General features: G+C 66.2%; 24 protein-coding genes. 13 read left to right on the top strand and 11 right to left on the bottom strand.

The features are described 5' to 3' along the window. Nucleotides 1–2: 2 nt before the first annotated feature. Nucleotides 3–1,007, bottom strand: coding sequence for an NAD(P)-dependent alcohol dehydrogenase (locus tag L1080_RS28725; RefSeq protein ID WP_250767869.1), 1,005 nt, complete (start codon nt 1,005–1,007; stop codon nt 3–5). 150 nt (nt 1,008–1,157) lie between these two features. Between L1080_RS28725 and L1080_RS28730 the strand changes: the two genes are divergently transcribed. From L1080_RS28730 to L1080_RS28750, 5 genes are read left to right on the top strand one after another with little or no spacing between them, the layout of a single operon-like run. Further along, the gene (locus L1080_RS28730) at nt 1,158–2,180 is read left to right on the top strand and encodes a sugar-binding transcriptional regulator (RefSeq protein WP_250767460.1); all 1,023 of its coding nucleotides are present in this window, start codon (nt 1,158–1,160) and stop codon (nt 2,178–2,180) included. Between the two features lie 52 nt (nt 2,181–2,232). Further along, complete coding sequence (locus L1080_RS28735; RefSeq protein WP_250767872.1) at nt 2,233–3,558, top strand: ABC transporter substrate-binding protein; 1,326 nt, start codon at nt 2,233–2,235, stop codon at nt 3,556–3,558. Continuing rightward, complete coding sequence (locus tag L1080_RS28740) at nt 3,555–4,520, top strand: carbohydrate ABC transporter permease (RefSeq protein WP_250767463.1); 966 nt, start codon at nt 3,555–3,557, stop codon at nt 4,518–4,520. Before L1080_RS28735 ends, L1080_RS28740 begins: the two co-directional genes overlap by 4 nt. Beyond that, nucleotides 4,520–5,398, top strand: coding sequence for a carbohydrate ABC transporter permease (locus L1080_RS28745; RefSeq protein ID WP_250767466.1), 879 nt, complete (start codon nt 4,520–4,522; stop codon nt 5,396–5,398). Before L1080_RS28740 ends, L1080_RS28745 begins: the two co-directional genes overlap by 1 nt. 51 nt (nt 5,399–5,449) lie before the next feature. Beyond that, the gene (locus tag L1080_RS28750) at nt 5,450–6,535 is read left to right on the top strand and encodes an ABC transporter ATP-binding protein (RefSeq protein WP_250767469.1); all 1,086 of its coding nucleotides are present in this window, start codon (nt 5,450–5,452) and stop codon (nt 6,533–6,535) included. 45 nt (nt 6,536–6,580) lie between these two features. Here L1080_RS28750 and dmpG read toward each other — a convergent pair whose 3' ends face one another. From dmpG to L1080_RS28765, 3 genes are read right to left on the bottom strand one after another with little or no spacing between them, the layout of a single operon-like run. After that, nucleotides 6,581–7,591, bottom strand: coding sequence for a 4-hydroxy-2-oxovalerate aldolase (dmpG, locus tag L1080_RS28755; RefSeq protein WP_308202108.1), 1,011 nt, complete (start codon nt 7,589–7,591; stop codon nt 6,581–6,583). Next, entirely contained in the window at nt 7,588–8,559 is a 972-nt protein-coding gene (locus L1080_RS28760; protein ID WP_250767472.1) for an acetaldehyde dehydrogenase (acetylating), read from the bottom strand. The genes dmpG and L1080_RS28760 overlap by 4 nt, the downstream gene beginning before the upstream one ends. Continuing rightward, a complete protein-coding gene (locus L1080_RS28765; RefSeq protein ID WP_250767485.1) occupies nt 8,556–9,368 on the bottom strand; it encodes a 2-keto-4-pentenoate hydratase in 813 nt (270 codons plus the stop codon). The genes L1080_RS28760 and L1080_RS28765 overlap by 4 nt, the downstream gene beginning before the upstream one ends. Before the next feature lie 86 nt (nt 9,369–9,454). Here L1080_RS28765 and L1080_RS28770 point away from each other — a divergent pair, with 86 nt between their 5' ends. Continuing rightward, nucleotides 9,455–10,240: an IclR family transcriptional regulator gene (locus tag L1080_RS28770; protein WP_159923215.1), complete on the top strand. Its 786-nt coding sequence runs from the start codon at nt 9,455–9,457 to the stop codon at nt 10,238–10,240. A gap of 128 nt (nt 10,241–10,368) precedes the next feature. On the opposite strand, the gene L1080_RS28775 is transcribed toward L1080_RS28770, so the two are convergent. Both L1080_RS28775 and L1080_RS28780 read right to left on the bottom strand, forming a co-directional pair. After that, entirely contained in the window at nt 10,369–11,778 is a 1,410-nt protein-coding gene (locus L1080_RS28775) for an FAD-binding oxidoreductase (protein ID WP_308202109.1), read from the bottom strand. A 63-nt stretch (nt 11,779–11,841) separates the two neighbouring features. Beyond that, nucleotides 11,842–12,408 carry a TetR/AcrR family transcriptional regulator gene (locus L1080_RS28780; protein WP_159923218.1) on the bottom strand — a complete coding sequence of 189 codons (567 nt, stop codon included), beginning with the start codon at nt 12,406–12,408 and terminating at the stop codon, nt 11,842–11,844. A gap of 97 nt (nt 12,409–12,505) precedes the next feature. Here L1080_RS28780 and L1080_RS28785 point away from each other — a divergent pair, with 97 nt between their 5' ends. From L1080_RS28785 to L1080_RS28805, 5 genes are all read left to right on the top strand, one after another. Further along, nucleotides 12,506–13,933 carry an FAD-dependent oxidoreductase gene (locus tag L1080_RS28785; RefSeq protein WP_250767503.1) on the top strand — a complete coding sequence of 476 codons (1,428 nt, stop codon included), beginning with the start codon at nt 12,506–12,508 and terminating at the stop codon, nt 13,931–13,933. Between the two features lie 122 nt (nt 13,934–14,055). Further along, complete coding sequence (locus L1080_RS28790) at nt 14,056–14,538, top strand: MarR family winged helix-turn-helix transcriptional regulator (protein ID WP_250767506.1); 483 nt, start codon at nt 14,056–14,058, stop codon at nt 14,536–14,538. Continuing rightward, nucleotides 14,535–15,953 carry an MFS transporter gene (locus tag L1080_RS28795; RefSeq protein WP_250767509.1) on the top strand — a complete coding sequence of 473 codons (1,419 nt, stop codon included), beginning with the start codon at nt 14,535–14,537 and terminating at the stop codon, nt 15,951–15,953. Before L1080_RS28790 ends, L1080_RS28795 begins: the two co-directional genes overlap by 4 nt. Nucleotides 15,954–15,994: 41 nt before the next feature. After that, on the top strand, nt 15,995–16,972 hold the full coding sequence (locus L1080_RS28800) for an LLM class flavin-dependent oxidoreductase (RefSeq protein ID WP_250767513.1): 978 nt from the start codon (nt 15,995–15,997) through the stop codon (nt 16,970–16,972). Between the two features lie 34 nt (nt 16,973–17,006). Continuing rightward, the gene (locus tag L1080_RS28805; protein WP_250767516.1) at nt 17,007–18,008 is read left to right on the top strand and encodes an MDR family oxidoreductase; all 1,002 of its coding nucleotides are present in this window, start codon (nt 17,007–17,009) and stop codon (nt 18,006–18,008) included. 21 nt (nt 18,009–18,029) lie between these two features. Here the strand turns inward: L1080_RS28805 and L1080_RS28810 are convergent, their stop codons facing one another. From L1080_RS28810 to L1080_RS28825, 4 genes are all read right to left on the bottom strand, one after another. Beyond that, the gene (locus L1080_RS28810) at nt 18,030–21,248 is read right to left on the bottom strand and encodes an acetyl-CoA carboxylase family protein (RefSeq protein ID WP_250767518.1); all 3,219 of its coding nucleotides are present in this window, start codon (nt 21,246–21,248) and stop codon (nt 18,030–18,032) included. Then, nucleotides 21,245–22,957 (bottom strand): AMP-binding protein, encoded by a 1,713-nt coding sequence (locus L1080_RS28815; protein WP_250767534.1) that lies wholly within the window; start codon nt 22,955–22,957, stop codon nt 21,245–21,247. The genes L1080_RS28810 and L1080_RS28815 overlap by 4 nt, the downstream gene beginning before the upstream one ends. 34 nt (nt 22,958–22,991) lie before the next feature. Then, nucleotides 22,992–23,618 carry a TetR/AcrR family transcriptional regulator gene (locus L1080_RS28820; protein ID WP_250767537.1) on the bottom strand — a complete coding sequence of 209 codons (627 nt, stop codon included), beginning with the start codon at nt 23,616–23,618 and terminating at the stop codon, nt 22,992–22,994. A gap of 72 nt (nt 23,619–23,690) precedes the next feature. Then, on the bottom strand, nt 23,691–24,203 hold the full coding sequence (locus L1080_RS28825; protein ID WP_159923236.1) for a nitroreductase family deazaflavin-dependent oxidoreductase: 513 nt from the start codon (nt 24,201–24,203) through the stop codon (nt 23,691–23,693). 184 nt (nt 24,204–24,387) lie between these two features. Here L1080_RS28825 and L1080_RS28830 point away from each other — a divergent pair, with 184 nt between their 5' ends. Further along, complete coding sequence (locus L1080_RS28830; RefSeq protein WP_109334055.1) at nt 24,388–24,858, top strand: DUF6069 family protein; 471 nt, start codon at nt 24,388–24,390, stop codon at nt 24,856–24,858. A gap of 57 nt (nt 24,859–24,915) precedes the next feature. On the opposite strand, the gene L1080_RS28835 is transcribed toward L1080_RS28830, so the two are convergent. Continuing rightward, nucleotides 24,916–25,176 carry a hypothetical protein gene (locus L1080_RS28835; protein ID WP_159923238.1) on the bottom strand — a complete coding sequence of 87 codons (261 nt, stop codon included), beginning with the start codon at nt 25,174–25,176 and terminating at the stop codon, nt 24,916–24,918. Between the two features lie 113 nt (nt 25,177–25,289). On the opposite strand from L1080_RS28835, the gene L1080_RS28840 reads away from it, so the two are divergent. Then, nucleotides 25,290–26,867 (top strand): alkaline phosphatase D family protein, encoded by a 1,578-nt coding sequence (locus L1080_RS28840; protein ID WP_250767540.1) that lies wholly within the window; start codon nt 25,290–25,292, stop codon nt 26,865–26,867.

Raw genomic sequence — 26,867 nt, forward strand, 5'->3', positions numbered from 1 at the left:
CCTCATTCCTGGACGCGTACGACGGCCTTGAGGCTGCCCGGCATCCGGTCTGCATTCAACGCTTGTTCGGCCTCGGCCAACGGGTACTTTCCGGTGACCATCGAATCGAGATCGACCCGGCCGGACCGGGCGAGTGCGATCGCGGCGGGCCAGGTGTTCGCGTACCGGAAGACGCCGGTGAGTACCAGTTCCCGGTTCTGAATCGTCTGCACCGGAAGTGTCATCTCGCTCGAACCCATGCCCACCAGGACGACGGTGCCCGCCGGCCGGACCGCGCCGATTCCGGCCAGCACGGCGCTCGGCGCTCCGGACGCGTCGACGAAGGCATCCACTCGGAGGGCCGACACGTCCTGCTCGCGCGGGTCGAGCACGGTGGTGGCACCGAATTTGGCGGCCACGGCCCGCCTTTGCGCGTCGAGATCCGAGACGATCACCTCCGTGGCGCCGAAGGCCCGTGCCGTTTGCGCCGTGGCGATTCCGATCGGCCCGGCGCCCGCGATGAGCACCCGCGACCCCGCGGTCAGCCCGGCTTTCCGCGCCGTGGCGATGGCCACCGACAGCGGCTCGCACAGTGCTGCCGCGTCATCGGACATCTCGTCGGGGACGGCGTGCGCAAAGGCGGCACCGATCGTCACGTACTCGGCCAGCGCCCCGTCGATCGGCGGGGTCGCATAGAACTGCATGTGCGGGCAGAGGTTGTAGAGGCCACGCCGGGTCTCGTCGCTACCGGGATCGGGGCGCTGGGGTTCGATCGACACCCGCTGCCCGATCCGGTCTGTCGCGACGCCCTCGCCGACACCGACGATGGTGCCCGCAGCCTCGTGGCCGAGAACGATGGGCTGCTCGACGACGAATTCCCCGATGCGTCCCTCGCGGTAGTAGTGCGCATCGGATCCGCAGACGCCGACCGAGGAGACCTGCACCAGCACGTCGCCGGGACCGGGGGTGGGTACCGCGCGCTCCCTGATCTCGATGCGACCGGGTTCGACGAGCACGCTGGCACGCATCGTGCTGGGGATACTCGAGGGAAGTGTTGTGTGGGTCACACCTCGATGCTAACGTACTGAGCAGAAGAACGCATAGTGATCATTTGCTCACGGCTTCTCGGGCATCCGAAGTACCGCTCCGCGGCCCCGAGATCATGGCGAGGAGAACCAGTGACATCCCCCGACGCGACGGCACCGACGCCGTCTCTCACCGCAGTCCCGTCACCGTCAACCACGGAAGATCTGCGACTCGCGTTACGAGCGGCAACGCTCTACTACCTCGACGGGCTGACACAGGCCGAGGTCGCGACACGGCTCGGCGTCTCCCGGCCGACCGCGGGCCGCTTGGTTGCCCGCGCCAAGGCGCAGGGCTTGGTCCGCATCGAGGTGCAGGTTCCGGCGCATCTCAGTGACGCACTGCGCTCCGACGAGGAACGCGCTCTCGAAGAACGGTTCAACCTGGTCGAAGCGGTGGTGGTCGCCGACTCGGTGGACGCCGCCGGCCCGATCGACCAACACGGCAGCTTCGCCGGGGTGGGACGCGCTGCTGCGTCGTTGCTCGTACGGCGGATCCGCGACACCGACACGCTCGGTTTCACCTGGGGCCCGGAAACGGTGGCCGTGGCGCAGGGTCTGCCCTCCGGTGCGGCGGTGTGCGCCACCGTTGTGCAGCTCGACGGCTCGGTGAGTGCCATCAACTACCAGACCGGCACCGAGTACGTCCTCGGTAGGTGTGCGGAACAATTGCAGGCGAACACCATTCGGCTTCCCGTCCCGCTGTACGCGGATGCGTCCACGGTGGTATCCATGCGGGGAGACTCGGTGATCTCCAAGGCGCTCGAGGTCGGTCGCACAGCTCAGATGATGATGTTCGGCACCGGCGCGGTCTCCACGTCGACGACGTTGTTCGAGGGAAGCTTCCTCGACACCGACATGCTCTCCGTGCTTACCGACCTCGGCGCGGTCGGCGAGGTGGGTGGCCGTTTCTTCCGGCTCGACGGCACCGACGTGGATGGGCCGCTGAACGAGCGGGCCATGTCTGTTCCACTCGACGACATCCGGGCGTGCGAGGGATCGATCCTCGTCACGGGTGGGGCCGCGAAACACCATGCGGCACTGGGTGCCCTCAACGGCGGACTGGCCAAGATGCTGGTCTGCGACATCGAATGCGCGCGTTGGCTGCTCGATCAGTAGCACCACGCAAGAGAGGTGAAGATCGGTGAAGAAACACAGGAAACCGGCCACGATGCTAGTGGCGGGCGCGGGAGCGCTCTGCCTCACGCTCAGTGGTTGCGCGGGCGCCGGATCGCTGGGCGCGTCGGAACAGACCATCACCATTGCGATGGTCTCCAATTCGCAAATGCAAGATGCCCAGAAGCTCGCGTCGCAGTTCGAGGAAGAGAACCCCGACATCGACCTGAAGTTCGTCACGCTGTCGGAGAATCAGGCGCGCGCAAAGATCACCGCATCCACCGCAACCGGTGGCGGCGAGTTCGACGTCGTGATGATCAGCAATTACGAGACTCCGCAATGGGCCAAGTACGGCTGGTTGAAGAATCTGTCGGAGTACGCCCAGGCGACCGAGGGGTACGACGAGGCCGACTTCATCCCCACCCTGCGCGAGTCGCTGTCCTACGAGGGGAACATGTACTCGGTGCCGTTCTACGGCGAGTCCTCGTTCCTGATGTACCGCAAGGACCTGTTCGAGCAGGCCGGGATCACCCTGTCGGAGAAGCCGACGTGGACCGAGGTCGCCGCAGCCGCCCAGCAACTCGACTCCGAGGACATGGCCGGCATCTGCCTCCGTGGCAAGCCGGGCTGGGGTGAATTGCTCGCACCGCTCGATACCGTCATCAACACGTTCGGTGGCCGCTGGTTCGACGAGGACTGGAATGCGCAGCTCACCAGTCCGGAGGTGGAACGCGCTGTGCAGTTCTACGTCGACCTGGTGCGCGAGTACGGCGAGCCAGGTGCCGCGACGAGCGGTTTCGGTGAGTGCGCCACACAGCTGGCTCAGGGGCAGGTGGCGATGTGGTACGACTCGACGTCCGCCGTGTCCACCCTGGAGGATCCGTCGTCGAGCGCCGTCGTCGGCAAGATCGGGTACGCACCCGCGCCGATCGAGGTGAAGGACAACTCCGGCTGGCTGTACAGCTGGTCACTCGGAATACCCGAGAGCAGCGACAATCCCGATGCGGCGTGGAAATTCATCTCGTGGATGACCGACAAAGAATACATACGTACGGTCGGTGAGGATCTGGGCTGGGAGCGGGTGCCCCCGGGCAGCCGGCTGTCGACCTATGAGATTCCCGAGTACAAGGAGGCCTCGGCGGCCTACGGTTCGCTGACGCTCGAGGCGATCGAGAACGCGACACCGGAGGCGCCCACTGTGCAACCGGTTCCCTACACCGGGGTGCAGTTCCTGGCGATCCCGGAGTTTCAGGATCTCGGAACCCGCGTCAGCCAGCAGATCAGCGCGGCCATCGCGGGCCAGCAGACCGTGCCCGAGGCGCTCGCCCAGGCACAGCAGTACGCCGAGGTCGTCGGCGCGACATATCGGGAGGAACAGTGACCACCATCGCGGAGAAGCCGGCCGCGGATACCACCGCTGACCGGGTGCGAGAACTGCGGGAGGCCAAGGACAACAGCGTCTCCCGCGCCGAGGGATGGCGTCGCCGAGGACCGTTGCTGCCCGCCCTGATCTTCATGATCGTGGTGACCCAGATTCCGTTCCTGTTCACGCTGTACTACTCGACGCAGTCCTGGAACCTCGTGCGTCCGGGGTCCCAGGCCTTCGTCGGACTGCAGAATTACGTGGACGTGTTCAAGGACAGCCAGTTCCGTGAAGTTGCGGTCAACACCGTCATCCTGATCGTCGGAACCGTGCTGATCTCGGTGGTGCTCGGACTGCTGCTCGCGCTGCTACTCGACCGCGCCTTCCTCGGCCGGGGCATCGTGCGTACCCTCCTGATCACCCCGTTCCTGGTGACGCCTGTTGCCGGTGCGCTGCTGTGGAAAACCACGATGTTCGACCCCGTGTTCGGCATCGTCAACTTCGTCCTCTCCCCGTTCGGGGTGGGACAGGTCGACTGGGTCAGCAGGTTCCCGCTCCCCGCGGTCATGGTGAACCTGATCTGGCAGTGGACGCCCTTCATGATGCTGCTGATCCTGGCCGGTCTGCAGTCCATGCCGCGCGACATTCTGGAGGCGGCGCGGGTGGACGGCGCCAAGCCGTTCGCGATGTTCCGCGAACTGACCCTGCCGCATCTGCGCCGGTTCATCGAACTGGGTGCGGTGCTGGGTGCGATCTACCTGATCAACACGTTCGACGCCATCTACATGATGACCCAGGGCGGGCCCGGCACGGCCAGTGCCAACCTCCCCTTCTACATCTATCAGCGCGCGTTCCTCGGATTCGACATCGGGCAGGCCGCCGCGATGGGCGTCATCGTCGTGATCGCGACCATCGTCGTCGCGACTCTGGCGTTGCGCCTGATCTTCAAGAGCTTTACCGGTAACGAGGAGGCAGCGTAATGAGTACCGACACTGCGGCGGCGCCGGTGGAATCGACTCCCGCCGTCCCGGAGACGAAGCGGGCGCGTAAGCACCGCAAGTTCAGCCCGTGGAGCGTGGTGGCGTGGGTCGTGGCCCTCGGCTTCTTCTTCCCGGTGGCCTGGATGGTGCTCACCGCGTTCAAGCAGGAGGGTGACGCCTACACGACACCGCCGAAGCTGTTCTTTACGCCTACCCTGGACCAGTTCACGGCAGTGCTCGAGAGCGGAATCGGTATCGCACTGCTCAATTCGGCGTTCGCGACCGCCATGTCGACGATCCTCGTGCTGGTGCTCGGTGTGCCGGCGGCGTTCGCGCTGTCGCTGCGGCCGGTACGTAAGACGAAGGACGCCCTGTTCTTCTTCATCAGCACGAAAATGTTGCCGATCGTGGCCGCGATCATCCCGCTGTATGTGATCGTCAACGACATCGGTCTGCTCGACAACATCTGGGCGCTGGTCATCCTGTACACGGCGATGAACCTGCCCATCGCGGTGTGGATGATGCGCTCGTTCTTCCTCGAGGTCCCGGGCGAACTGCTCGAGGCGGCGAGTATGGACGGTGCGAGCCTGTGGACGTCGGTGCGTGAGGTAATTCTTCCGCTCGTGTCTCCCGGCATTGCGGCCACCGCGTTGATCTGTGTGATCTTCTCGTGGAATGAGTTCTTCTTCGCGGTCAACCTCACCGCCGTTCAGGCGCAGACCATTCCGGTGTTCCTCGTCGGATTCATCACCGGTGAGGGACTGTACTGGGCCCGGCTGTCTGCAGCGGCGACGCTGGCGGCGCTCCCGGTCATCCTGGCCGGCTGGGTGGCGCAGAACAAGCTGGTGCGCGGCCTGTCCTTCGGTGCCATCAAATGATCACCCCGACAATCACTTCCCCCGACTTCGGTACTCACAAGAGGAGCAATCATGGCTGACATCGCGTACAAGGGCGCATCCTGCATCTACGAGAACGCTGACACGCTGGCGGTCGATTCGCTCGACCTCGAGATCGAAGACGGCGAGTTCATCGTCCTCGTCGGACCGTCCGGTTCCGGCAAGAGCACGGCACTACGCATGCTCGCCGGCCTCGAGGACATCGACGAGGGCACCATCACCATCAACGGCAAGGACATGGTGGGTGTGCCGTCGAAGGACCGCGACATCGCGATGGTATTCCAGAACTACGCCCTCTACCCGAACAAGACGGTGGGCGAGAACATGGGATTCGCGCTGAAGATGCGCGGGATCGGACTCGAGGAACGCAAGCGGAAGGTGGCCGAGGCGGCCAAGGTTCTCGATCTCACCGAATACCTCGATCGTAAACCGGGCAAGCTGTCCGGCGGCCAGCGGCAGCGCGTCGCGATGGGACGCGCGATCGTACGTGAACCACAGGTGTTCTGCATGGACGAACCACTGTCCAACCTCGACGCCAAACTGCGCGTCCAGACGCGTACCCAGATCGCGGCATTGCAGCGCAGGCTCGGCACCACCACCGTCTATGTCACCCACGACCAGGTCGAGGCCATGACGATGGGTGACCGGGTTGCAGTCCTGAAGAACGGTAAGCTGCAGCAGTTCTCGGCGCCGACCGAGCTCTACGACCGGCCGAACAACGCCTTCGTCGCCGGCTTCATCGGGTCACCGGCCATGAACCTCATGACCATGCCCATCGTCAGCGACGGAGTGCGCCTGGGAAATTCGACGCTCGCTCTCGAACGCGACCAGCTCTCGGCGCTGCACTCCGCCGGGCTGGACACCGTCACGGTCGGTGTCCGTCCCGAGCAGTTGGAACTCTCGACCGGAGACGGCGGCATCGAGGTGATCGTGGACCTGGTCGAGGAACTGGGGAGTGAATCCTACGTCCACACCCACATCGCCGGCGACGGCACGCAACTGACCGCGCGGTCACTGACCCGCACCCCCGCGCGGCTCGCCGACACGGTGTCCCTGCGCAAACGCGACGGAGCGGTGCATCTCTTCCACCCGGAAACGGGGGCGCGGATCGGCGACTAAAGCCTGGGCTGGCTCGACGCCGGACCTCGGAGTGACGAACCCGCCCTATAGGGGCGTCATATCGAGGGCGATGTCGGTGATCATGTCTTCCTGTCCGCCGACGAGTCCGCGTTTGCCGACTTCGAGGAGGATGGTGCGCACGTCGACGCCGTATTGCTTCGCGGCGGTTTCGGCGTGGCGGAGGAAGCTGGAGTAGACGCCGGCGTAGCCCAGGGTGAGGGTTTCTCGGTCCACGCGCACGGGCCGGTCCTGGAGGGGGCGAACCAGGTCGTCGGCGGCGTCTTGGAGGGCGAACAGGTCGCAGTTGTGACTCCACCTCTGGAGGTTGGCGACGGCGATGAATGCCTCGAGTGGGCAGTTGCCGGCGCCCGCGCCGTGCCCGGCGAGGGATGCGTCGACGCGGGTGACACCTTCTTCGACGGCGACGACGCTGTTGGCCACGGACAGCGAGAGGTTCTCGTGGGCGTGGATACCGATCTGGGTGCCGGGGTCGAGGATGTTCCGGTAGGCGCGGACCCGTTCACGGACACCGTCCATGGTGAGCCGACCTCCGGAGTCGGTGACGTAGACGCACTGCGCCCCATACGATTCCATCAGCTTCGCCTGTTTGGCGAGGTCGTCGGCGGAGCTCATGTGACTCATCATCAAGAATCCGGAGACGTCCATGCCGAGCTCGCGGGCTTTGGCGATGTGCTGGGCGGACACATCTGCCTCGGTGCAGTGCGTGGCGATGCGGATGGAGCGCACCCCGAGCTGGTAGGCGTGTTCGAGTTCGGCGATGGTGCCGATGCCGGGTAGCAGCAGCGTGGTCAGGGTGGCGTGGGTCAGGTTGTCGGCGGCGGCCTCGATCCATTCCCAGTCGGTGTTCGAGCCGGGCCCGTAGTTGAGGGAGCCACCGGCGAGACCGTCGCCGTGGGCTACCTCGATCGCGTCGACACCGGCGGCGTCGAGGGCGGCGACGATGCGGCCGACGTCGTCGGGGGTGATGCGGTGCCGGACGGCGTGCATGCCGTCGCGGAGTGTGACGTCCTGGATGTAGAGCTGGGGGGTGGTCACGAGTGGGCCTCCGCGGGGATGGTGTTCTGAATGCGTCGGGCGATGGACTCGGCGGTGCGCAGGGCCGCGGAGGTCATGATGTCGAGGTTGCCGGCGTAGGCGGGCAGGTAGTGGGCGGCGCCCTCGACCTCGAGGAAGATCGACACCTTGGTGGTGACCGGACCGCCGCCTTCGCGCAGCAGGGTATGCACGGGTTCGCCCTCGGGGATCGGGGTGAACTGGACGTCCTGCTTGAGCCGGTAGCCGGGGACGTACTCGGCGACCCGGGCGGCCATCTCCGCGACAGACGCGCGTATCGCATCGTGATCGGCATCGCCGATCAGGGCGAAGACGGTGTCGCGCATCAGCAGGGGCGGTTCGGCGGGGTTGAGGATTATCACGGCCTTGCCGCGGGCGGCACCGCCGACCTGTTCGATGGCGTGGGAGGTGGTTTCGGTGAATTCGTCGATGTTCGCGCGGGTGCCGGGGCCGGCGGATTTGGAGGCGATTGACGCGACGATCTCGGCGTAGGCGACGCGGGTGACCGCGGAGATGGCGGCGACCATCGGGATGGTGGCCTGTCCGCCGCAGGTGACCATGTTGACGTTGTCGACGCCGGAGTCGAGGTGCTCTTCCAGGTTGACCGGGGGAACGACGAACGGGCCGATCGCGGCGGGGGTGAGGTCGACGAGCTTCTTCCCGTAAGGGGCGAGGGCGGCGGCGTTGGCCTGATGGGCCTTGGCAGAGGTGGCGTCGAAAACGATGGCGATGTCGGCGAAGTTGTCGAGGGCGATCAGGCCGTCGACGCCGTCGGCGGTGGTGGGCACCTTCAGTCGGGCGGCGCGGGCGAGTCCGTCGGAAGCCGGGTCGATGCCGACCATGGCGCCCATTTCGAGGGTGTCGGAGTTGCGGATCACCTTGATCATCAGGTCGGTGCCGATATTGCCGGATCCGATGATCGCGACCTTGATTTTGGGGGTGTCAGTCATGAGTGGTCCTTCGAGAATGTGGCGGTCACGGTGCCGAGGCTGGTCAGTTCGGCGCGGATGGTGGTACCCGGCGGGGTGGGGACCATGGGGCCGAGGGCCCCGGAGAGGATGACCTGTCCGGCGCGCAGGGGCTGGCCGTAGTCGCGGGCCGTGCGGGCGAGCCAGGCGAGGGCTTCGAGGGGGTCACCGAGGCAGGCGGCGCCGGTGCCCTCGGACACCAATTCCTCTCCGGAGAACAGGCGCATGGATACCTCGCGGGGCTCGAATTCGTCCAGTGTGAGCCATTTCTCGCCGAGGACGTAGAGTCCGGAGGAGCCGTTGTCGGCGACGGTGTCGGTGATGGTGATGTCCCAGTCGGCGATGCGGGAGTCGACGATCTCCAACGCTGCTGCGGCGCGGGCAACGGCGGCCCGGACCTGGGTGATGTCGAGGTCGCCGTCGACGAGGTCGGCGCCGAGTTCGAACGCGATCTCGGCCTCGGCTTTCGGTTGCAGCAACCGGCTACTCGGTACCTCGGGTAGGCCGGTGACGTCCATGTCGGCGAACAGCACACCGAAATCGGGTTGATTCACACCTAGTTGTTGTTGCACAGCGGGGGAGGTGAGGCCGATCTTCCGGCCGGTGATGGTGCCGCCGGCGGCTACCCGGTCGTCGGTCAGCCGCTGCTGGACCGCGTAGGCGGCGTCGATATCGGTGACTCCGAGTAGGTCCCGCACGGGTGCGCACGGGCGGGCGGTTGCGCCCGCAAGGCGGGCGGCCGCGTCCAGGATCGACGAACTTCGTTGAGTGGTGGGCGTGATAGCTGACATCAGTGTCCTCCGATTGCTTTCGCTCGTGGGATTCGGACGGCGCGTGTGGCTTGTACTGTGCCGGGCCGGATGGTGATACTCAACGAATGAGTCCCGAAGAACGGAACACTTCGTCGCCCGGTGGCGAGCCGACGTCGGTGGTCCGGCGGATGTCGGATCTGTTCGCCGCATTCGGCCCCACTGACACCGCGCTGGGTGTGAACGAACTGACCCGGCGGACCGGGATACCGAAGGCGACGGTGTCGCGGCTGGTGAAGGAGATGGAGGGCGTCGGGTTTCTCGAACGTCGGGGTGCCAAGGTGGGGCTCGGTCTGCGGCTGTTCGAGCTGGGCGAACGGGCCTCACGTCGCCGGTCGGTCCGCGAGGTGGCGCTCCCGTTCCTCGCCGATCTGCGGGAGGCGACGCGGCAGACCGTGCATCTGGCGATCCTCGACGGCACCGAGGTGGTCTACGTCGAGATACTGCCGGGACGGGACGCACCGTGGCTGCCGTCCGGCGTGGGTAGCCGTCTACCCGCGCACGCCACGGGGGTGGGCAAGGCGCTGCTTTCGGGATCACCGCCGCAGGTGCTCGCCGAGGTGCTCGCGGCCGGTCTGGTCCGGGTGGGTCCACGCACCATCACCGCGCCCGGCCCGCTTGTGCGGCAGTTGCGCCGCATAGCCTCGAGCGGCATCGCCTACGAGCACGAGGAGTCGGCACCGGGCGTGGCCTGTGTCGCGAGCATCATCCGCATTGACGACGGACCGCCGGTGGCCGCCGTTTCCGCGTCCGGATGGATCGGCAAGGTCGATATCCGGCGCGTCGGTCCCGCTGTGCATACCACCGCCCTGAGCATCACCCGTGCGCTCACCGACGCCAGGGATCGGGAATAGGGCGGCTGATGCCGAGTCCGTCTGTCAATCCTGTGCCGCGGGATGGCCGCCGTCGATGACTGCGGTTGATGCATCCGGCAGGTGCACCCGCTCGTAGCACTTCCAGAGCCTCGCAGCAGTTTCAAAGCTCAGAGCGGATAGTGCGCCAGCACTCCACGCGGGTCGTGGGTTTGTCGCAACGTCCGGAGCCGCCGGAGGTTGCCTCCGTAGGCCGCGCTGATCTCGACGCCGGTCTCGGGGAAACCCGGCCGCACTTCCACGCTGTAGACGCCGATCGTGTGCGGTGCGAGGGCGTCGAGTGCACCGCCCGCCCACGCCAGGCAGGCGGCGCCGTCGTACGGGTCGGACCAGACCGCGTTGAGGGGGACGTTCCATTCACCGGTGCGGCCCCAGAACGCGGTGTCGGTGTCGTCCACGTCGGCGAGGGCACCGCCGCTGTGTTGGAAGTCGATTCGGCACTGACGGGTCGGAGCACCGCGGATCTGAGCGGCCAGCGCCTCGGCGATGTCGGAATCGAGGGTCGGACCGGTGAAAACCGCTTTGCCGAAGAAGGATCCGCGCGGCTCGCCCGGTACCGGCAGACGGATCGGTTCGGGGTCTCGTCCGCTGCGACCGGGCGGGGTGAACTCGGGTAAACCGTCGAGGTATCGACCGGACATCTCCGAGCGGTAGAGCACGTTCTTCGACGCCGCGGCCACGCCGGACGCCGAGGTGCGGGCGCGGGCGATGGTGGTCTCGTCCCGGCTCGCGCAGGCGGTGTAGACGAACAAGACCGGCTCGTCGGGTGATTCGTCGCTGTAACCGAGGACGGCGCCCATCGTCGTGTCGCGCGGAAGCTCCGGTGCCACACGGAAGTACTTGGCGAGGGCGTCGAGTCCGAGCATCATCCGGTCGACCCATACCGGGCCCGCCCGGTGGGTGCGCAACACCGCTGAGGTGACGACGCCGAAGCAGGGCGCACATCCTCGCACCGCCCACCACAGATCGGCCTCGTCGCCGGTACTGGCCTCGGACAGGTGAAGAATCTCACCGGAGGGGAGGACGAGTTCGACCTCGACGAGATGATCGAGCGTCAGGCCCAAGCTGCGGGTGAGGTAGCCGAAGCCACCACGAGTGGCGAGCCCGAAGCCGGCGTGCCGGACGATGCCGACCGGCACCACGCGGTGGGCGGGCGCGAGGGCGTCCAGCATCGTTCCCATGGTGGCGCCGCCCGCGACCACGACGCGATCACCCTCGAGGCGGGCGGTATGAAGGTGTGCGGAGAGGTCGAGCATGACGGCACCGTCTGCAACGCAGTTGGAACTGAGGCCGCCGCCCCGCACGGTGATCGCACCACCCGTTCGGTGCGCGATGGCCATGACCGTCGCGACCTCCGCAGCGGAAACCGGCTGCACCACACAGGCTGGATGCCGTCTCGCGGCGTCGGGAAAGAAGACTTTTCCGAGCGCATTTCGGTAGGAGGTCGAATCCGGGAGATGTACCCGATCGGGCACAATCGCTTTCAGCTGCTGGACACATTCCGCGGACGGTGACCTCACGAGCGCCTCCTCGTCGGTTGCGTTGCCCGCCTGTCGCTGCGTCCGCGGGACCCTCATTCGTCCTCAGTCTCGCAGATGCGGGGCGGTCAAGTAGTGCTCGAGGACTGGCCCGACCCACCGCGCCAACTGCTCGTGCGTCATCTCGGCCAGCGGCGGTACGCGAAGAATGTAGCGCGCGAACGCAAGTCCGAGGATCTGCGATCCCACCAGGGCCGCGCGTTCCGCCGCCCGATCCACCGCGACCGCCGCAAGTGCCGGGGCCACCTGCCGGGCGAACACTTGGAGCATCGCCTCGGCGGCCCGAGCGCTGGTGGACGCCGCCCGTAGCAGTGGGAGAAAGGCGCCGTCGTTCTCCCACACGGCGAAGAATCGCGGCATCAGCACGGTGGCGAGCGAGTCGACCGGAACGTCGTGGAGGTCGGGAAGGTGGAGTTCGAACTCGGCCGCCTCCGCGAACAGCGATTCCTTGTTGGTGAAATAGCGAATCACGAGGGCGGGATCGACGCCGACATCCGATGCGACAGCCCGCATCGTCGTGCGGTCGTAGCCTTCGGCGCCGAACCGGGCGCGGGCGGCATCGAGGATCGCGGCGCGGGTGGCGACAGCGGAGCGGGTACGTCGTTCGGGCATTCCGCAAGTGTAGTCAACAGTTGTTGACTTGGCGATCGAAGGCGCCTACCGTAGAAGTCAACAGGCGTTGACTCGGAGCCTTGATCGGAGGACCGTCATGAAAAACACCGACGTCGTGGTGATCGGCGCAGGACCCACCGGCTGCATGCTTGCCGGGGAATTGGCTGCCGCAGGTAGATCGGTCATCGTTCTGGACAAGCGGGACGCACCCTCACCGCTCAGTCGGGCGTTCGGTGTTCATGCCCGCACCCTGGAGTTGCTGGACGCACGTGGACTCGCCGATGAGCTGGTCGCCTCGGGCGCGCCGTCTCCGGGGTTGAAGCTGTGGCGAGGTGCGGAATTGAATCTCGCCGGCCTTTCGTCACGATTCCCGTTCGTGCTGATCACCCCGCAGCGAAATGTCGATTCCCTCCTCGAGCGGCACGCTCGTGAACAGGGCGCCGAGATCATCCGCGGCATCACCGTGACCGGGGTGCAGCAGGACGGCGACGGTGTCACAGTGCGCGGGCGGGACACGTCGGGAGAGGAACACGCGTTTCGCGCGGCGTACGCGGTGGGGGCCGACGGCGCACACAGTGCGGTGCGCCAGATGATCGGTCAGTCGTTTCCCGGAAAAGCGGTGCTCCGTTCGATCATGCTCGCCGACGTCGAACTCCGGAATCCGCCCGACAGCATCGTGACCGTCAACGCGGTGCGCGACGGATTCGCCTTCCTCGCACCATACGGCGACAACCTCTTCCGCGTGATCGCCTGGAACCGGCGGCATCAGGTAGACGACAGTGCTCCGGTGGAACGGGCCGAATTGCGCGACGTCATCGAGAGCGCCATGGGTACGGACTACGGCCTCGGCGCGGTGCGATGGCAGTCACGGTTCCACGGCGACGAACGGCAGGTCCCGCAGTACCGGACGGGGCGGGTGTTCCTTGCCGGCGACGCCGCGCACGTGCACTCGCCTGCCGGTGGGCAGGGGATGAACACCGGCATCCAGGACGCCGCCAACCTCGGATGGAAGCTCGCGGCGGTGCTCGGCGGGGCGGACGACTCCGTGCTCGACACCTACCACGCCGAACGGCATCCGGTAGGAAGGATGGTTCTCCGGACCAGCGGCACCACGATGCGAATGATGACGCTACGGCCGTGGGTGCTGCGGAAGCTCCGGAACGTGGTGGTCGCGACTCTTCTGCGATTTCCGCCGACCGGTGGTGCTGTCGCCAAGACGTTTTCGGGTATCGGGATCCGGTACGGGCACCGAACCGGCGACAGCGTACTGGTGGGCAGGCGGGCCGAGGACATTCCGACTGTCGCCGGCAGGTTGCACGAGGTACTGCGCTCCGGCGGTTTCGTCCTGATAACCGAGCGGGACGTGGCTGTGCCTTCCGGGGTTCACGCCGTGACCCGGCTCGGCGACGGACCCGCGTTGCTCGTGCGGCCCGACGGGTACATCGCGTGGGCGGGCGACAGTGCGTCCGACGGGTGGCGAGTGGCCTTGAAGCGGTGGACCGGGCGCATGCCGGTAACGGCCTGAATTATCCAGGTTTGCTGTCTAACTGTCCCATATCGCTTCGATTGATCGAGACAAAGCTCACCTGGTTGGGAGTTCATTAGACAGCTAGACTGGCTAATGGCAACGAAGACAGGGAGGCCGCAATGGACGAGCGAGTAGATCAGCTCCGCGAAGACATAGTGCTGTTCACGAGGCGCATCCGCACCAAAAGGGCAGGCCACCTGCTTACGCCCACGCAACTCCAGGCGCTCGCCCACCTCGATCGAGAAGGACCGATGAGCGCCAAGGCGCTCGCCCACCTCGAGCAGGTGACGCCCCAGTCCATCGCCCGCACGGTCACCATGCTCGAAGATTCGGGCATGGTTTCGCGGACGGTGGACCCGCAGGACGCGCGCGCCAGTCTCATCGCCATCACCGAGTCCGGGCATCGGATGCTGGCCGCCGACCGGGCACAACGCAGTGAATGGTTGTCGGCGGCGTTGGCTGACACCTGCACGGACGCCGAACGTGACTTACTCTTCATCGCCGGCCGCTTGTTGAGGCGTCTTGCCGACGTTCCGGATCGGGGGCGTCTTGCCGACTCTGCCGGGTCGGGTTCGCGTGAGGAGTCACTGATGACTCCGTGACGGTCACCGACACCACTCCGACACAGGACGCCCGCCGGGTACCGTTCCGGGTCAGCGGTTCGGTCGCAACCGGCAGTATTCTTCAGCCCCTGAACTCGTCGATGATCGCCATCGCGATCGTCGGTATCGCCGCACAGTTCGGCCCCTCATCCGGAATTGCCTGGGTGATCTCCGCCCTCTACATCGCGACCGCTGTGACTGCCCCGATGGCGGGCAAGCTCGGTTCGCTGCTCGGCGCTCGGCGGGTGTATCTGGGCGGTCTGGCGCTGGTGGCGTTGGGGTCGATCGCGGGGTTGCTGGCGCCGTCGGTCGGCTGGCTGATCTTCTCACGAATCCTGGTCGGAATTGGAACTGCTACACAGTATCCCAATGCCATGACGATGATCCGGGGTTACGCGGAGAAGTACAACGCGCAGCCGCGTACCGCGATCACGACACTCGCCATCTGTAGTCAGGCGGTCGTCGCCCTGGGACCGACGCTGGGTGGTCTGCTCGTCGGGGCCTTCGGGTGGCAGGCGATCATGTGGATCAATCTCCCGATCATCGCCTTCAGTGCCCTGGCCGTTGTGCGGTTCGCCGACGTCGGATTCGTCGGCGGTTCGTCGGTCGGTCACCGGCAGTTGCTGCACTCACTCGACCTCGCCGGGGTGCTGTTGTTCCTGGTACTGGTGTCTTCGACGATGCTGTTCCTGCTGTCGTCGACGTCGGAACCGCTCTGGTGGCTGCTGCCGGTGTGGGCGCTCGCGCTCGCCGCATTCGTCCAGTGGGAAAGGCGGGCGACGGAACCGTTCATCGACGTCCGGGCGCTCACCCGTAACCGCGCACTCGGCGCGACCCTTGCGCGCACTCTGCTGACCTATACAGCGTTCTACTGTGTGTTCTTCGGAGTGCCACAGTGGCTGCAATATTCACGCGGCATGAGTGCCACCGAGGCGGGCCTGACAATGCTGCCCGTCGCAGTGGTCGGCATCGGCTCGACGATGCTCGCGTCGAGAATCTACCGGCGGCACGGCGCCCGGCGGACACTCGCCGTCGGCACCTGTGCGCTGCTAGTGGGTGGCCTGCTCCTCGCCTCGGTCGAGAGAAGTACCGCACCGATCGTGGTGCTGCTGCTCGTCGCCGCCGTACTCGGAATACCGAATGGCTTCAACAACATCGGCAACCAGAATCTGATCAGCTCGGTGACGTCGGTCGAAGAGGTGGGCACGGCGATCGGGATGTACCGCACCGTCCAATACATCGGTGCGAATCTGTCGGCCGTGGTGCTCCAGGCCACCGCCGGACACATCATCGGTGACGACGGACTGCACCGCACCGGCTGGTTCATCGCGGCTGCGGGAGTCGTGCTGCTCGTCGGCGTCCTCACGTCCCGAAACATGCGCGACAGCCGGTCTTCGCAAGTGTCCGCGGTGTAGCTACGGGAAATAGTTGGGTCGGAGCGACGGTTGCGTCGAGGGTGAAGCTGTCGATCCTGGACCGATCCCGCACGCGTGCCGGCGTGCCCGATGCCGCTGCGCTGACGGGGACGATCGACAGGGCGGTCCACGCCGAGCAGCTCGGATTCCACCGGTTCTGGGTGGCGGAGCATCACGGGGTCCCGGGGATCGCGAGTGGGTCCCCGCCGGTACTCCTCGCCGCAATCGGAGCCCGCACCGACCGCATTCGGCTGGGATCGGGTGGCGTGATGCTGCCCAATCATCAGCCGCTCGTGGTGGCGGAACAATTCCTGATGCTCGAAGCCCTGTACCCGCGGCGGATCGATCTGGGAGTGGGGCGGTCACTGGGATTCACCAGACCTGTCCGTGACGCTCTGCGCCGCGACCGCACTGCACCCGATACGTTCGCGGACGACCTCGACGAGCTGCGGCGGTATCTGGAGGGGGCGGCGCCGGTCACCGCACGACCCCGGGTGGAGGCGGCACCCCCGATGTTCGTGCTCGCCACCCGGCGGGGGCTCGACTTCGCCGCGCGCGCCGGACTGCCCGTAGTGGTAGGCGGACCGATACTGGGCGCTACCGAGGGCAGGATTCAAGAGCTCGATCGCTACCGCGACGAATTCGTACCCTCACCGGGGAACCGAGAGCCCTACGTGGTGATCTCGCTCGAAGTGATGATCGCGGACAGCACCGATGCGGCGCGCGAACTCCTGCTGCCGGAGGCGTGGGCGCTGGCGTCGTCGGGCCGGACGGGCGAGTTTCCGGCGCTCGAATCGGTCTCGGTCCTGCGCGATCGGCCGTGGACACAGCGGATGCGTGAGCAGATCGACGCGTCGATCGAGTCGTCGATCCACGGAACGGCGGACGAGGTGCGGGAGCAGCTCGACTCCCTGTTCGCCCGCACCGGCGCGGATGAGCTTCTCGCGTCCACATCGACGTTCGACCGCGAGGCGCTGTTGGACGCCGACCGATCGCTGTCGCTTCTGTACCGTGAGTGAACCGTCACCATTCTCGAGGTCAGGAGATCAACTGATGAAGGACTTCACCGCCTGGATCGCTCGCGAGAACGAGGGCACGATCGAACTCGCCCCCGACACGGTCGACGAGTCATTTCTCCCGCCGGGTGAGGTCACCATTCAGGTCGAGTACTCCAGCGTGAACTTCAAGGATGCTCTTGCGCTCACCCCGAAAGGCGGAGTGGTACGCGCATACCCGATCGTGCCCGGCATCGACCTCGCCGGCACCGTCGTCGAGTCGGAGTCGTCGGAGTTCGCGGTCGGCGACAAGGTAGTCGCGCACGGGTACGACATCGGTACCGCCCGCCACGGCGGGTACGCGCAGTTCGCCCGGGTCCCGGCCGACTGGGTGGTGCGTCTGGACGGCATGTCGACTCGGACCGCGGCAGCGATCGGAACAGCCGGTTTCACGGCCGCGATGAGCGTCGAGGCGTTGCTGTCCCGCGGACTCGAACCGGGCGACGGTCCGGTGCTGGTCACTGGCGCGAGCGGCGGTGTGGGCACGGTTGCCGTCGATCTTCTCGCCGCTGCTGGCTTCGAGGTGGTGGCATCGAGCGGGAAACCCGAGAAGGCCGAGCTGCTGACCGGCCTGGGTGCGAGCAAGGTGATCGGACGGCTACCCGAACCCGACACCAAGCCTCGTCCGCTCGGCAAGGCGCAGTGGGCGGCCGCGGTCGATTGCGTCGGCGGTGCAACCCTCGCACACGTGCTCAGCACCATCGAGTACGGCGGCTCGGTGGCGGCCAGCGGACTCACCGGCGGCTCCGGCCTCGACACCACGGTGCTGCCGTTCATCCTCCGCGGGGTCAGCCTGCTCGGTATCGATTCGGTGCAGTACCCGATCGCGCAGCGCCGTCGCCTGTGGAAACGTCTCGCCACCGATCTGGCGCCGACGCACCTCGACTCGATCACCCACGACGTCCCGATCACCGAGGTGGTGTCGGTGATCGACCAGGTGCGCGTCGGGTCCTACTCGGGCCGTGCCGTCGTGGGCGTCGCCCCCGTGAGTACTTATTAACATTGGGCGGTTAACAAGTACTCACGGGCGGCGGAGGCGCACGATCCAGGCGCGGGACTGGGCGGGGTCGATCACGTCGTCGAGTTCGAAGATCGTGGCCGCGTTCAGTGCCTTGCCCTGCTGGTACGCCGCCTCGACCAGCTGAGCGAACGCCGCGTCGCGCTGGGCCGGATCGTCGATCGCGTCGAGTTCCTTCCGGAATCCGAGTCGGACGGCACCTTCCAATCCCATAGCCCCGATTTCGCCGGTCGGCCAGGCGACCGTGAACTGTGAGGCGTGGAACGATCCGCCCGCCATGGCCATCGCTCCGAGGCCGTAGCCCTTGCGCAGGATGATCGTGCCGTAAGGCACGGTCATCCGCGCGCCCGCGATGAACAGTGCGCCGAACCGGCGTACGGTTGCCTCCTTCTCCGAATCCGGTCCCACCATGAATCCCGGTGTGTCGCAGAGAGAAACCACCGGAAGACCGAACGACTCGCACAGTCGCAGGAAGTCGGCCATCTTGTCGGCCGCGACGGCGTCGATGGCGCCGCCCAGGTGATGACTACTGTTGGCGACCACTCCGTAGGGGTGTCCTTCGACCCGCATCAGTGCCGTCACGATGCCGACCCCGTAGTCGGGTCGCAGTTCGAGTACCGAGTCGACGTCCGCGATCGCGTCGACGGCAGTGCGAACGTCATAGGCGCGCAACCGGTTCTCGGGAACGACGTGCCGGGCAATCCGTTCGTCCGGGGCGGACCACTGTGCAAGGGGGCCCTGGAAATACGACAGATACCGTTTGGCCAGCTCCACCGCGTGAGCCTCGTCCCGGGCAAGGAGGTCGATCACCCCGTTGCGTCGTTGCACCTCGACGGGTCCGATGTCCTCCGGCCGGTACACACCCAGCCCGCCGCCCTCCACCATGGCGGGTCCACCCATGCCGATATTTGCGTCGGGGGTGGCGATGAGGACGTCGCAGACCCCGGCCAGCGCGGCATTGCCCGCGAAGCACCGGCCCGACACTATCGAGATCAGCGGCACCTTCCCGTTCAGGGCCGCGAGCGACCGGAACGTGTCGAGGTCGAGCCCGGCCGCGGTACCGGCGTCGGTATCGCCTGGCCGGCCACCGCCGCCCTCGGCGAACAGAACCAACGGAATCTGTTTGCGGGCAGCTAATCCGATCACCCGGTCGGTCTTCGCATGGTTGCGCATCCCCTGCGTTCCGGCGAGGACGGTGTAGTCGTACGACAGCACCACCGCCTCGGAAGCGGCCGCGCTGAACACGTCACCGTTGATGGTCGCGAGTCCCGCGACCAGGCCGTCTGCCGGAGTGTTGTCGATCAGGTCCTGTTCGGAGCGACGGCTGCGCTGCGCCGCGAGGACGAGGGGACCGTATTCGACGAAACTGCCGGGGTCGACGAGGTCCTCGATGTTCGCCCGGGCGCTGCGGCGACCGAGCTTCGTCCGCTTGGCCATGGCGGCGGGACGGGCGGCGTCGAGGGTTACCTCGTGCCGGTGCCGGATCTCGGCCAGATCCTCGCGTGCACGGTCCAGGTCGACGACAATGTCTGCCATCTCGGCTGAATCGGCACCGGTGCGGCGGATGACGACGAGTGGATCCCCGGTAGCCACCGTTTGTCCCGAACAGACCAGCAGTCGTTCCACCACCGCGGCCGCGGGACTGGCGATCGCGTGTTGCATCTTCATCGCCTCGAGCACCATCAACGCGGCGCCCGAGTCGACGTTTCGGCCTTCGTCGACCACTTCGACGATGGTTCCGGCCATCTCCGCCCGCAACACTTCTTCGCCGGCCCGCAATTCGACGGTGGTGGACGGAAGGTGCGGCTGCTGGGCCTGCGCGTCCTCGACCAGTCTGCTCATTCGCTCGCCGAGATAATCGGTGCCTACGACCCCGCTGCCGAAATCCGGATCGGTGAGGACGGCACGCAGGAACGCGATGTTGGTGGGGACGCCTTCGATCTCGAACTCGGCGAGCGCCGCCTCCGCTTTCCGAACGGCAGCAGAGAACGCGGGTCCGCGGGAGAGGACGATCACCTTGGCGAGGAGGGAGTCGTAACGCGGACTCGGGGAGAGTCCCGGCCGTCCATAGGTGTCGACCCGAACACCGGGTCCGGTCGGCGGGGAGAACACGGTGAGGGTGCCGGCGGCGGGAACGGCCTGCCCGTCGGAACGCATCGTCTCCATGTTGACCCTCGCCTGCACGGCGATACCCCGGGATACGGCAGGCTCACCGGAAGTGTCGAGCCCGGTGGCGGTAATTCCGTGGGGGAGGAGCAACGACTCGAAGTCGGTGCCGGCGCCGATCGCGAGTTGTGTCGCCACCAGGTCGACACCGGTCACTTCTTCGGTAACGGTGTGTTCCACCTGGATTCGCGGGTTCACTTCCAGGAAGTAGAACCCGTCGGCAGAGACGAGGAACTCGACGGTGGCAAGTCCGCGGTACCCCACACTGGCGCACAAGCGGGCGGCCGCCTCGTGTAGCTCGGTGCGCAACGTCGGGTCGAGGCCCTGTGCCGGCGCGATCTCTATCAACTTCTGATGTCGACGCTGGACGCTGCAGTCACGATCGCCGAGTGCCAGCGCGCGCACGCCCTCGGACGACGGCGCCGCCACCACCTGAACCTCGATGTGCCGCGCGCCCGTCAGCAGTGCTTCCGCGAATACGGCGGGATTGCCGAAGCCGAGCTGGGCTTCGGACGCGCAGAGCCGGTAGGCGTCGTCGACGTGGTCGGCGCTGTGCACGGCGCGTATTCCGCGGCCACCGCCACCGGCAAGTGCCTTGATCATGATGCCCTGTGGCCGGCTCGCGAAGAAGGCGCGGACGCCGTCGAGATCGGTGGCGCCGTTGGTTGCCGGCAACACCGGCACCTTCGCTGCGACGGCTGCATCCCGGGCTGCCGACTTGTTCCCGAAGACGTCGAGCAGGTCTGGGCTCGGGCCCACGAAGTTCACGCCGACCTGTGCGCACTTGCGGGCGAATTCTGCGTTCTCGCTCAGAAACCCGTACCCCGGATGAATCACGGTGGCACCGAATTTCTCCGCAACTGCGAGAAGTGCCGCGTGGTCGAGGTAGGCGGCCGGGCCCGATCCGCTCAGCGCCGCCGCCTCGGTCGCGGCCCGCACGTGAGGACAGTCCGCATCGTCCTCTGCGTAGACGGCCACCGTCTCGACCGACATCTCGGCGGCGGAGCGGATGATGCGCAGCGCGATCTCGCCACGGTTGGCGACCAGCAGTGTCACTTGTACTCCTCGGCAAGGGTGAACAGGTCGGCCTTACGGACCTTTCCTGTCGCCGTCATGGGCAGAGTGTCGAGGACTTCGACGGTGGGCACCTTGTAGCCGGCCATGTTCTGGGCTGCCCACTCTCGCAGTTCGTCACTCGACACGTTGTGATCAGGCAGTAGTTGGACGAAAGCGAAAGGAACCTGACCTCTCGCCGAGTCGGGTTTGGGCACCACGGCAGCGCACTGAATGGCGGGGTGCAGCAGGAGAAGTGCCTCTACCTCCGAGGGAAACACGCTCATACCGTTGGTCTTGATCATTTCCTTGTTGCGGGCCAGAAAGTGCAGAGCACCCCTGTCGTCGAGTTTGCCGATGTCACCGGTCCACAACCATCCGCCGCGCAGTGCCTCAGCCGTGGCCTCGGGCTTCCCGTAGTAACCGGTCAGCAGCGATGGGCTGCGCACGATGATCTCACCAGATTCGCCCATCGGAACCGGTACGCCTGCCTCGTCGACGACGAGTATGTCCGTGCCGGGTACGGGGAGCCCGCAGAACACCGGTTCACTGAGAAGGTCGAAGTCGCCGGTGTGGAAGCCGAGAGTGATGGTGTCGGCGGTGTGGGTTTCGGTCATCCCGTAACTGGCTTCTCGCAACACCTGTCCGGTGGCGTCGCGCCACCGGGCACGAATCGCCGGATCGAGTTTCAACACGAACGACACCGCCATGGCGTTGTCGAGTGTCGATAGATCGCGGTCGGCGAATCCGGAAAGATCCATCAATTCCACATAATTGTCGACCGTCCCGACCATCGAGGTCACTCGGCATCGTTCGATCAGCGTCACCGCGGCCTCGGGATCCCAACGGGTGAGGAGGACGACGGTGCCGCCGTTGAGCAGCGGGTACAGAATTCCGAAATCTTCTCCCGCAATCCAGAAGATGGGAAGGAAACCTAGAACGACCGGTGGTGTCTCACCGACTCGTCGTCCGCCTGCCACGGTCGCGGTAGCCGCGGTGTAGACCATGTGCCACTGAGTGTGCTCACAGCCCTTGGGCATTCCGGTGGTGCCCCCGGTGTAGTTCAACACCGCGAGGGCGTCGGGGTCGGTCGCAACCGGTTCCGCGCGGGGCGACTCCATAATCTCGGCCCAATCGGTGGTCGCGGGGTCGGCGACAGGAAAGGGGGGAGGAACGCTCGGGACGGGCGGCAGCAGGTCGGACAGAGATGTCACTGCAACGTGGCGCAAGGGAGTGTCGCGCCGGACCGACTCGACCATGGGCGCGAAAGCGTCTTGGGTCAACAGGATCTCGACCCCGGCGTCGTTGAGTTCGTAGATCAGTTCGTGTTCGCGGAAGAGTGGGTTGATCGGCACATGAACTCCACCGATCTTGAGTATGCCGAGCATTGCGATGTGAAACTGCGGGCAGTTCGCGAGGTGCACGCCGACGCGGTCACCGGCCGTGGCCCCTTGTTCGAGCAGCCATCCAGCGAACCGATCGGACAGGTCGTCGAACTCCGCGTATGTGATTCGGCGTCCGTAGAAATCGATTGCGGCGGTGTCCGGACGCCGCGTCGCCCAATGGCGTAGGTAGCCGACGACCGTTCGATCCTCGATTGGATAATCGACGGTTTTCGGTACCTGCGGTGGCCAGGCGGCATCCTGGATTGCGCGAAGGTCGGCGAGGGCGGCTTCCTGCACCGCATGGTCACTCGAAGGTGGAGGTGGCATACCGAACTCCCGATTCTGTGCGGATGTTTCCGGCTCAGATGAAGCCGATGAGTCTTTCGGAGATGGCGGTCACGTCGGAGGTGTGGCGACGCCGCTCCCGGGGCGTGGCGTCGACGAGCCGGGCGGCACCGGCAAGTTGGGCGTCGGCCAGTGTCTGCGCGATCCGGGCCGGTGACGCGCACGGGACTACGTCGCAGCTCTCGTTGATCCGCTCGATGAAGCGGGTGTACCGACGAATCAGCCGCGTCTGGACGGCAGACCATGTTCGGCCGACCTCCGGATCGAGACGCGCGCGGTGCTCGATCAGCTCGAGGACACGTCCGTTGGCGTACACCGCCTCGACGAAGGCCTTGGTTGTGGTGCGCAGGACTTCACGCAGATCCTCGCTGGCGGGGCCTTCCACGTGCTGCGATTCGAGGAACTCCTCACACACCTCGTCGGCCACCGCATGGAACATTTCGTCCCTCGACGAGAAGTACGCGTAGAACGTCGCCCGGGAGACATCGGCGCGACTGGTGATCACCTCGACGGTGGTGCGGTCGTAGCCGAGTTCAGCGAAGCACGCGCCCGCCGCGCGGATGAGCTCCCGCCGCCGCGGTCCGTCGTTGTTCTTCCGCGCAGTGCGAGCCCGCTCCTGCGCCTGGCTTGTGGTCACGATCACAGTATCGATTGATGTTGACGTCAATGTCAATATCGCGCGTCGTAGTCAGCGAAACTACCGGGAGGGTTGGGGTCAGAGTGGTTGGAGGAGGAAAATCCGGAACTCGCGTCCGCCCGACCGCGCGTGTTCCATGAGGTAACCCGGCCAGTACTCGGTGACGAACGTCCACAGCTGCTCGCGTTCCTCGCCCGTCACCATCCGGACGCTCATCCGGCGCTCGTGCGACCCCGCCCTTACGCGGGCTTCCTGGGCGTCCCGCAGATTCGCCGACCACATCGGATGCTCGGGCCGTCCCCAGTTCGAACCGGTGACGATGTACCCGTCGCCGTTCGGGATGCACAGAAGCGCGGTGGTCCGAGGGGTGCCGCTCTTGCGTCCCGGAACCGTGACCTGCACCGACTCCAATCCGGCGATGCCCATGAGGCTCACCCGGTTACCCGTCCACGAGCGCAGATGCGATTCGAGCCAGATGATGACCGGCGCCAGCCGCATGACCCACTCCTGTGTCCCGAGCCAACGGGCGAGCGCTACCAGAGGGTTGCGGCGCCGAGGGGGCTGCGCGGAGGACGAGGAACCGGCATTCATGTCCGCCATCATCCCCCAGCGGCAGGGTGCGCGCGCCGCCGCCGATGAGTTTTCTGCTGCGCTCGGGTCTACCTTTCAGATTCGACGGAAGAACCATGGCGCCCACGCCTTGACCTCGACAAAGGTTGAGGTTGCAAGATCATGTCAGCAAGGTCAGTCAGCATCTCACCGAAGGAGAACGAACATGTCGAGCACCGAAACCACGGCCACCGCAACGAGCGCCGCCACGAAGTTCAATCCGCTCACCCTCGAACTGAGCCGTCCCGCCGCCGTGCTCTGGACCGCCGTGATCGCACTCGTCCCCAACCTGGTGCTGTGGTTGCTCGCACTTCCCGCAGGTGCGTCGTTCGAGATGACGGATGCGGGGAAGACCACCAGTGCAGCACCCGGCGGCGTCGTCGTCATGACGGTCGTTCCCCTTCTCATCGGAATGACACTCGCCGCGCTCATCTCCGTGAAATTGCCGGCTATCATCCGTCCCGCAGAGGTGATCGGGGTCGTTCTCGCGCTCGCGACGATCATCCTGACCATCCAGGCCGATTTCGACGCCGCCAGCACCATCTCACTCTCACTGATGCACGTCGTGGTCGCGGCCGCGATCGTCGTGGGGTTGGAAGCGATGCGTCGGCGGATCGTGCGCACCGCCAACGTCTAGTCCGGTGGTACGTGGCCCGACCTCGGTCGATCAGGCGCCGCCGGGTTCCGGCGGCGCCTAGTCGAAGAGTGTGGGTGCGTCTCCCGCCGATTCGCCGTCGGCGGGAGCTGCGGTCCGTTCACCGTCACCGGCCTTCACCTCGCCGGCCGGGCTGGTTGCCTTGTGCACCACCGACAGCGCCGTCGTTCTGACCGACAGGCGGTGGCCGTCGGGATGCTGCAGTGACGCGAGACCCTTACTGATTTCCACCACCAGCCACGGTCCTGCGTGACCGGATGCCTGCACCAGATCACCCACCTGTATCTGTACGGCTACCACCGCTTCCTCCCAAGGTCTACTGCACCGACCGTGTCAGCGTAGCGATATCGGCGGGCGCAGGCCGGGTGACTGATCGGGGCCCGACCGCGCCCCCGCCGGATATACCGTGGTGTATGCGCCTCTCCCGTCGGCAGTTGCTGCGAGTAGGTATGGCCGGATCGGCTGCGGTGCTGGTGGGCACGTCAGCGGTGAGCAGCGAGCGGTTACCTGCGCCGCGGTGGCGAGGCGATGACCCCTTCGGACTCGGCGTGGCATCGGGAGATCCGACAGAGGACGGTGTCGTCCTGTGGACACGCTTGGCACCCGATCCCCTTGCCCCGGGTGGTCGCGGTGGCATGGGTTGGGATCCGGTGACCGTCGAATACGAGGTCGCGCACGACGAGAACTTCCGGCACCCGGTGACGCGCGGGACGGCTGTTGCGACGCGTGAACTCGCCCATAGCGTGCATCCGGAGATCCACGGCTTGGAGCCCTCCCGCTGGTACTTCTACCGATTCCGTGCCGGCTCGGCGATCTCCCCGGTCGGCCGGACCCGCACGGCCCCGGCTTCGGGACAGCCCACCGCGCGGATGCGGTTCGCGTTCGCCTCGTGTCAGTCGTGGAGTTCCGGCTTCTACACCGCATACGAGCACCTGAGCGACGAAGACCTCGATGTGGTGGTCCACCTGGGCGACTACATCTACGAACGCGGGTGGAGGCGCGGCCGCGAGGGCATGTCGATGGGAGTCGACCGCGATGAAGCCGTCGATCTGCCCGGCTACCGGCTGCGCTACGCACAGTACAAAGCCGAGCAGCCATTGCGCGACGCACATGCTGCGTTCCCCTGGATCGTGACCATGGACGATCACGAGGTCGACAACAACTGGGCCGCGGAGTCGCCGGGACTGGGTATAGACATCTATCGAATCTCCGCACTGTTCCGTCGGCGTCGGGCCGCCGCCTTCCAGGCGTTCTACGAGCACCAGCCGCTGCGGCTCGCTCAGCGACCCTCCGGGCCGGGGATGCGGCTACACCGCCGCTACCGCTTCGGCGATCTCGCGCAGATCACGATGCTCGATACCCGGCAATACCGGGACCGGCAGGCGTGCGGAGGCAACGTGACCGCGAATTGCACCGACCGGCTCGACACCGACCGCACAATACTGGGTGCGCAGCAACGGGACTGGCTGCTCGACGGATTCACCGGGTCACCGGCGCGTTGGCAGATCATCGGTAACCAGGTGGCGATGGGTGAAACCGACAACGACCCCGGCTCGGACGCGGTGCTCTCCACCGACTCGTGGGACGGCTACGTCGCCGATCGCAACGCCGTTCTCGGCGGCGCAGCGGATCGCGGAGTACGCAATCTCGTAGTGATCACCGGCGATCGTCACCAGAACATCGTGGCCGACCTGCGCCGGGACTATGCCGACCCGGAATCACCTGTCGTCGCGTCGGAATTCTCGGGCACGTCGATCACCTCAGGTGGCGACGGCGCCGACATGAATGACACGGGGCGCCGCCTGCTGGCGGCCAATCCCGACATGAAATTCTTCAACGCTCAGCGGGGATATGTGCGCGTCGAGCTGGACCATCAATTGTGGCGCAACGACTTCCGCGTCGTGCCCTACATCCGTCGTCCGGGCGCGCCTGTCCATACCCGCGCGAGCTTCGTGGTCCAGGACCAGATACCCAATGTCGCCGAGTTGTGA

This window comes from Rhodococcus sp. MSC1_016, assembly GCF_023667485.2.
GTDB lineage: Bacteria > Actinomycetota > Actinomycetes > Mycobacteriales > Mycobacteriaceae > Rhodococcus_F > Rhodococcus_F oxybenzonivorans.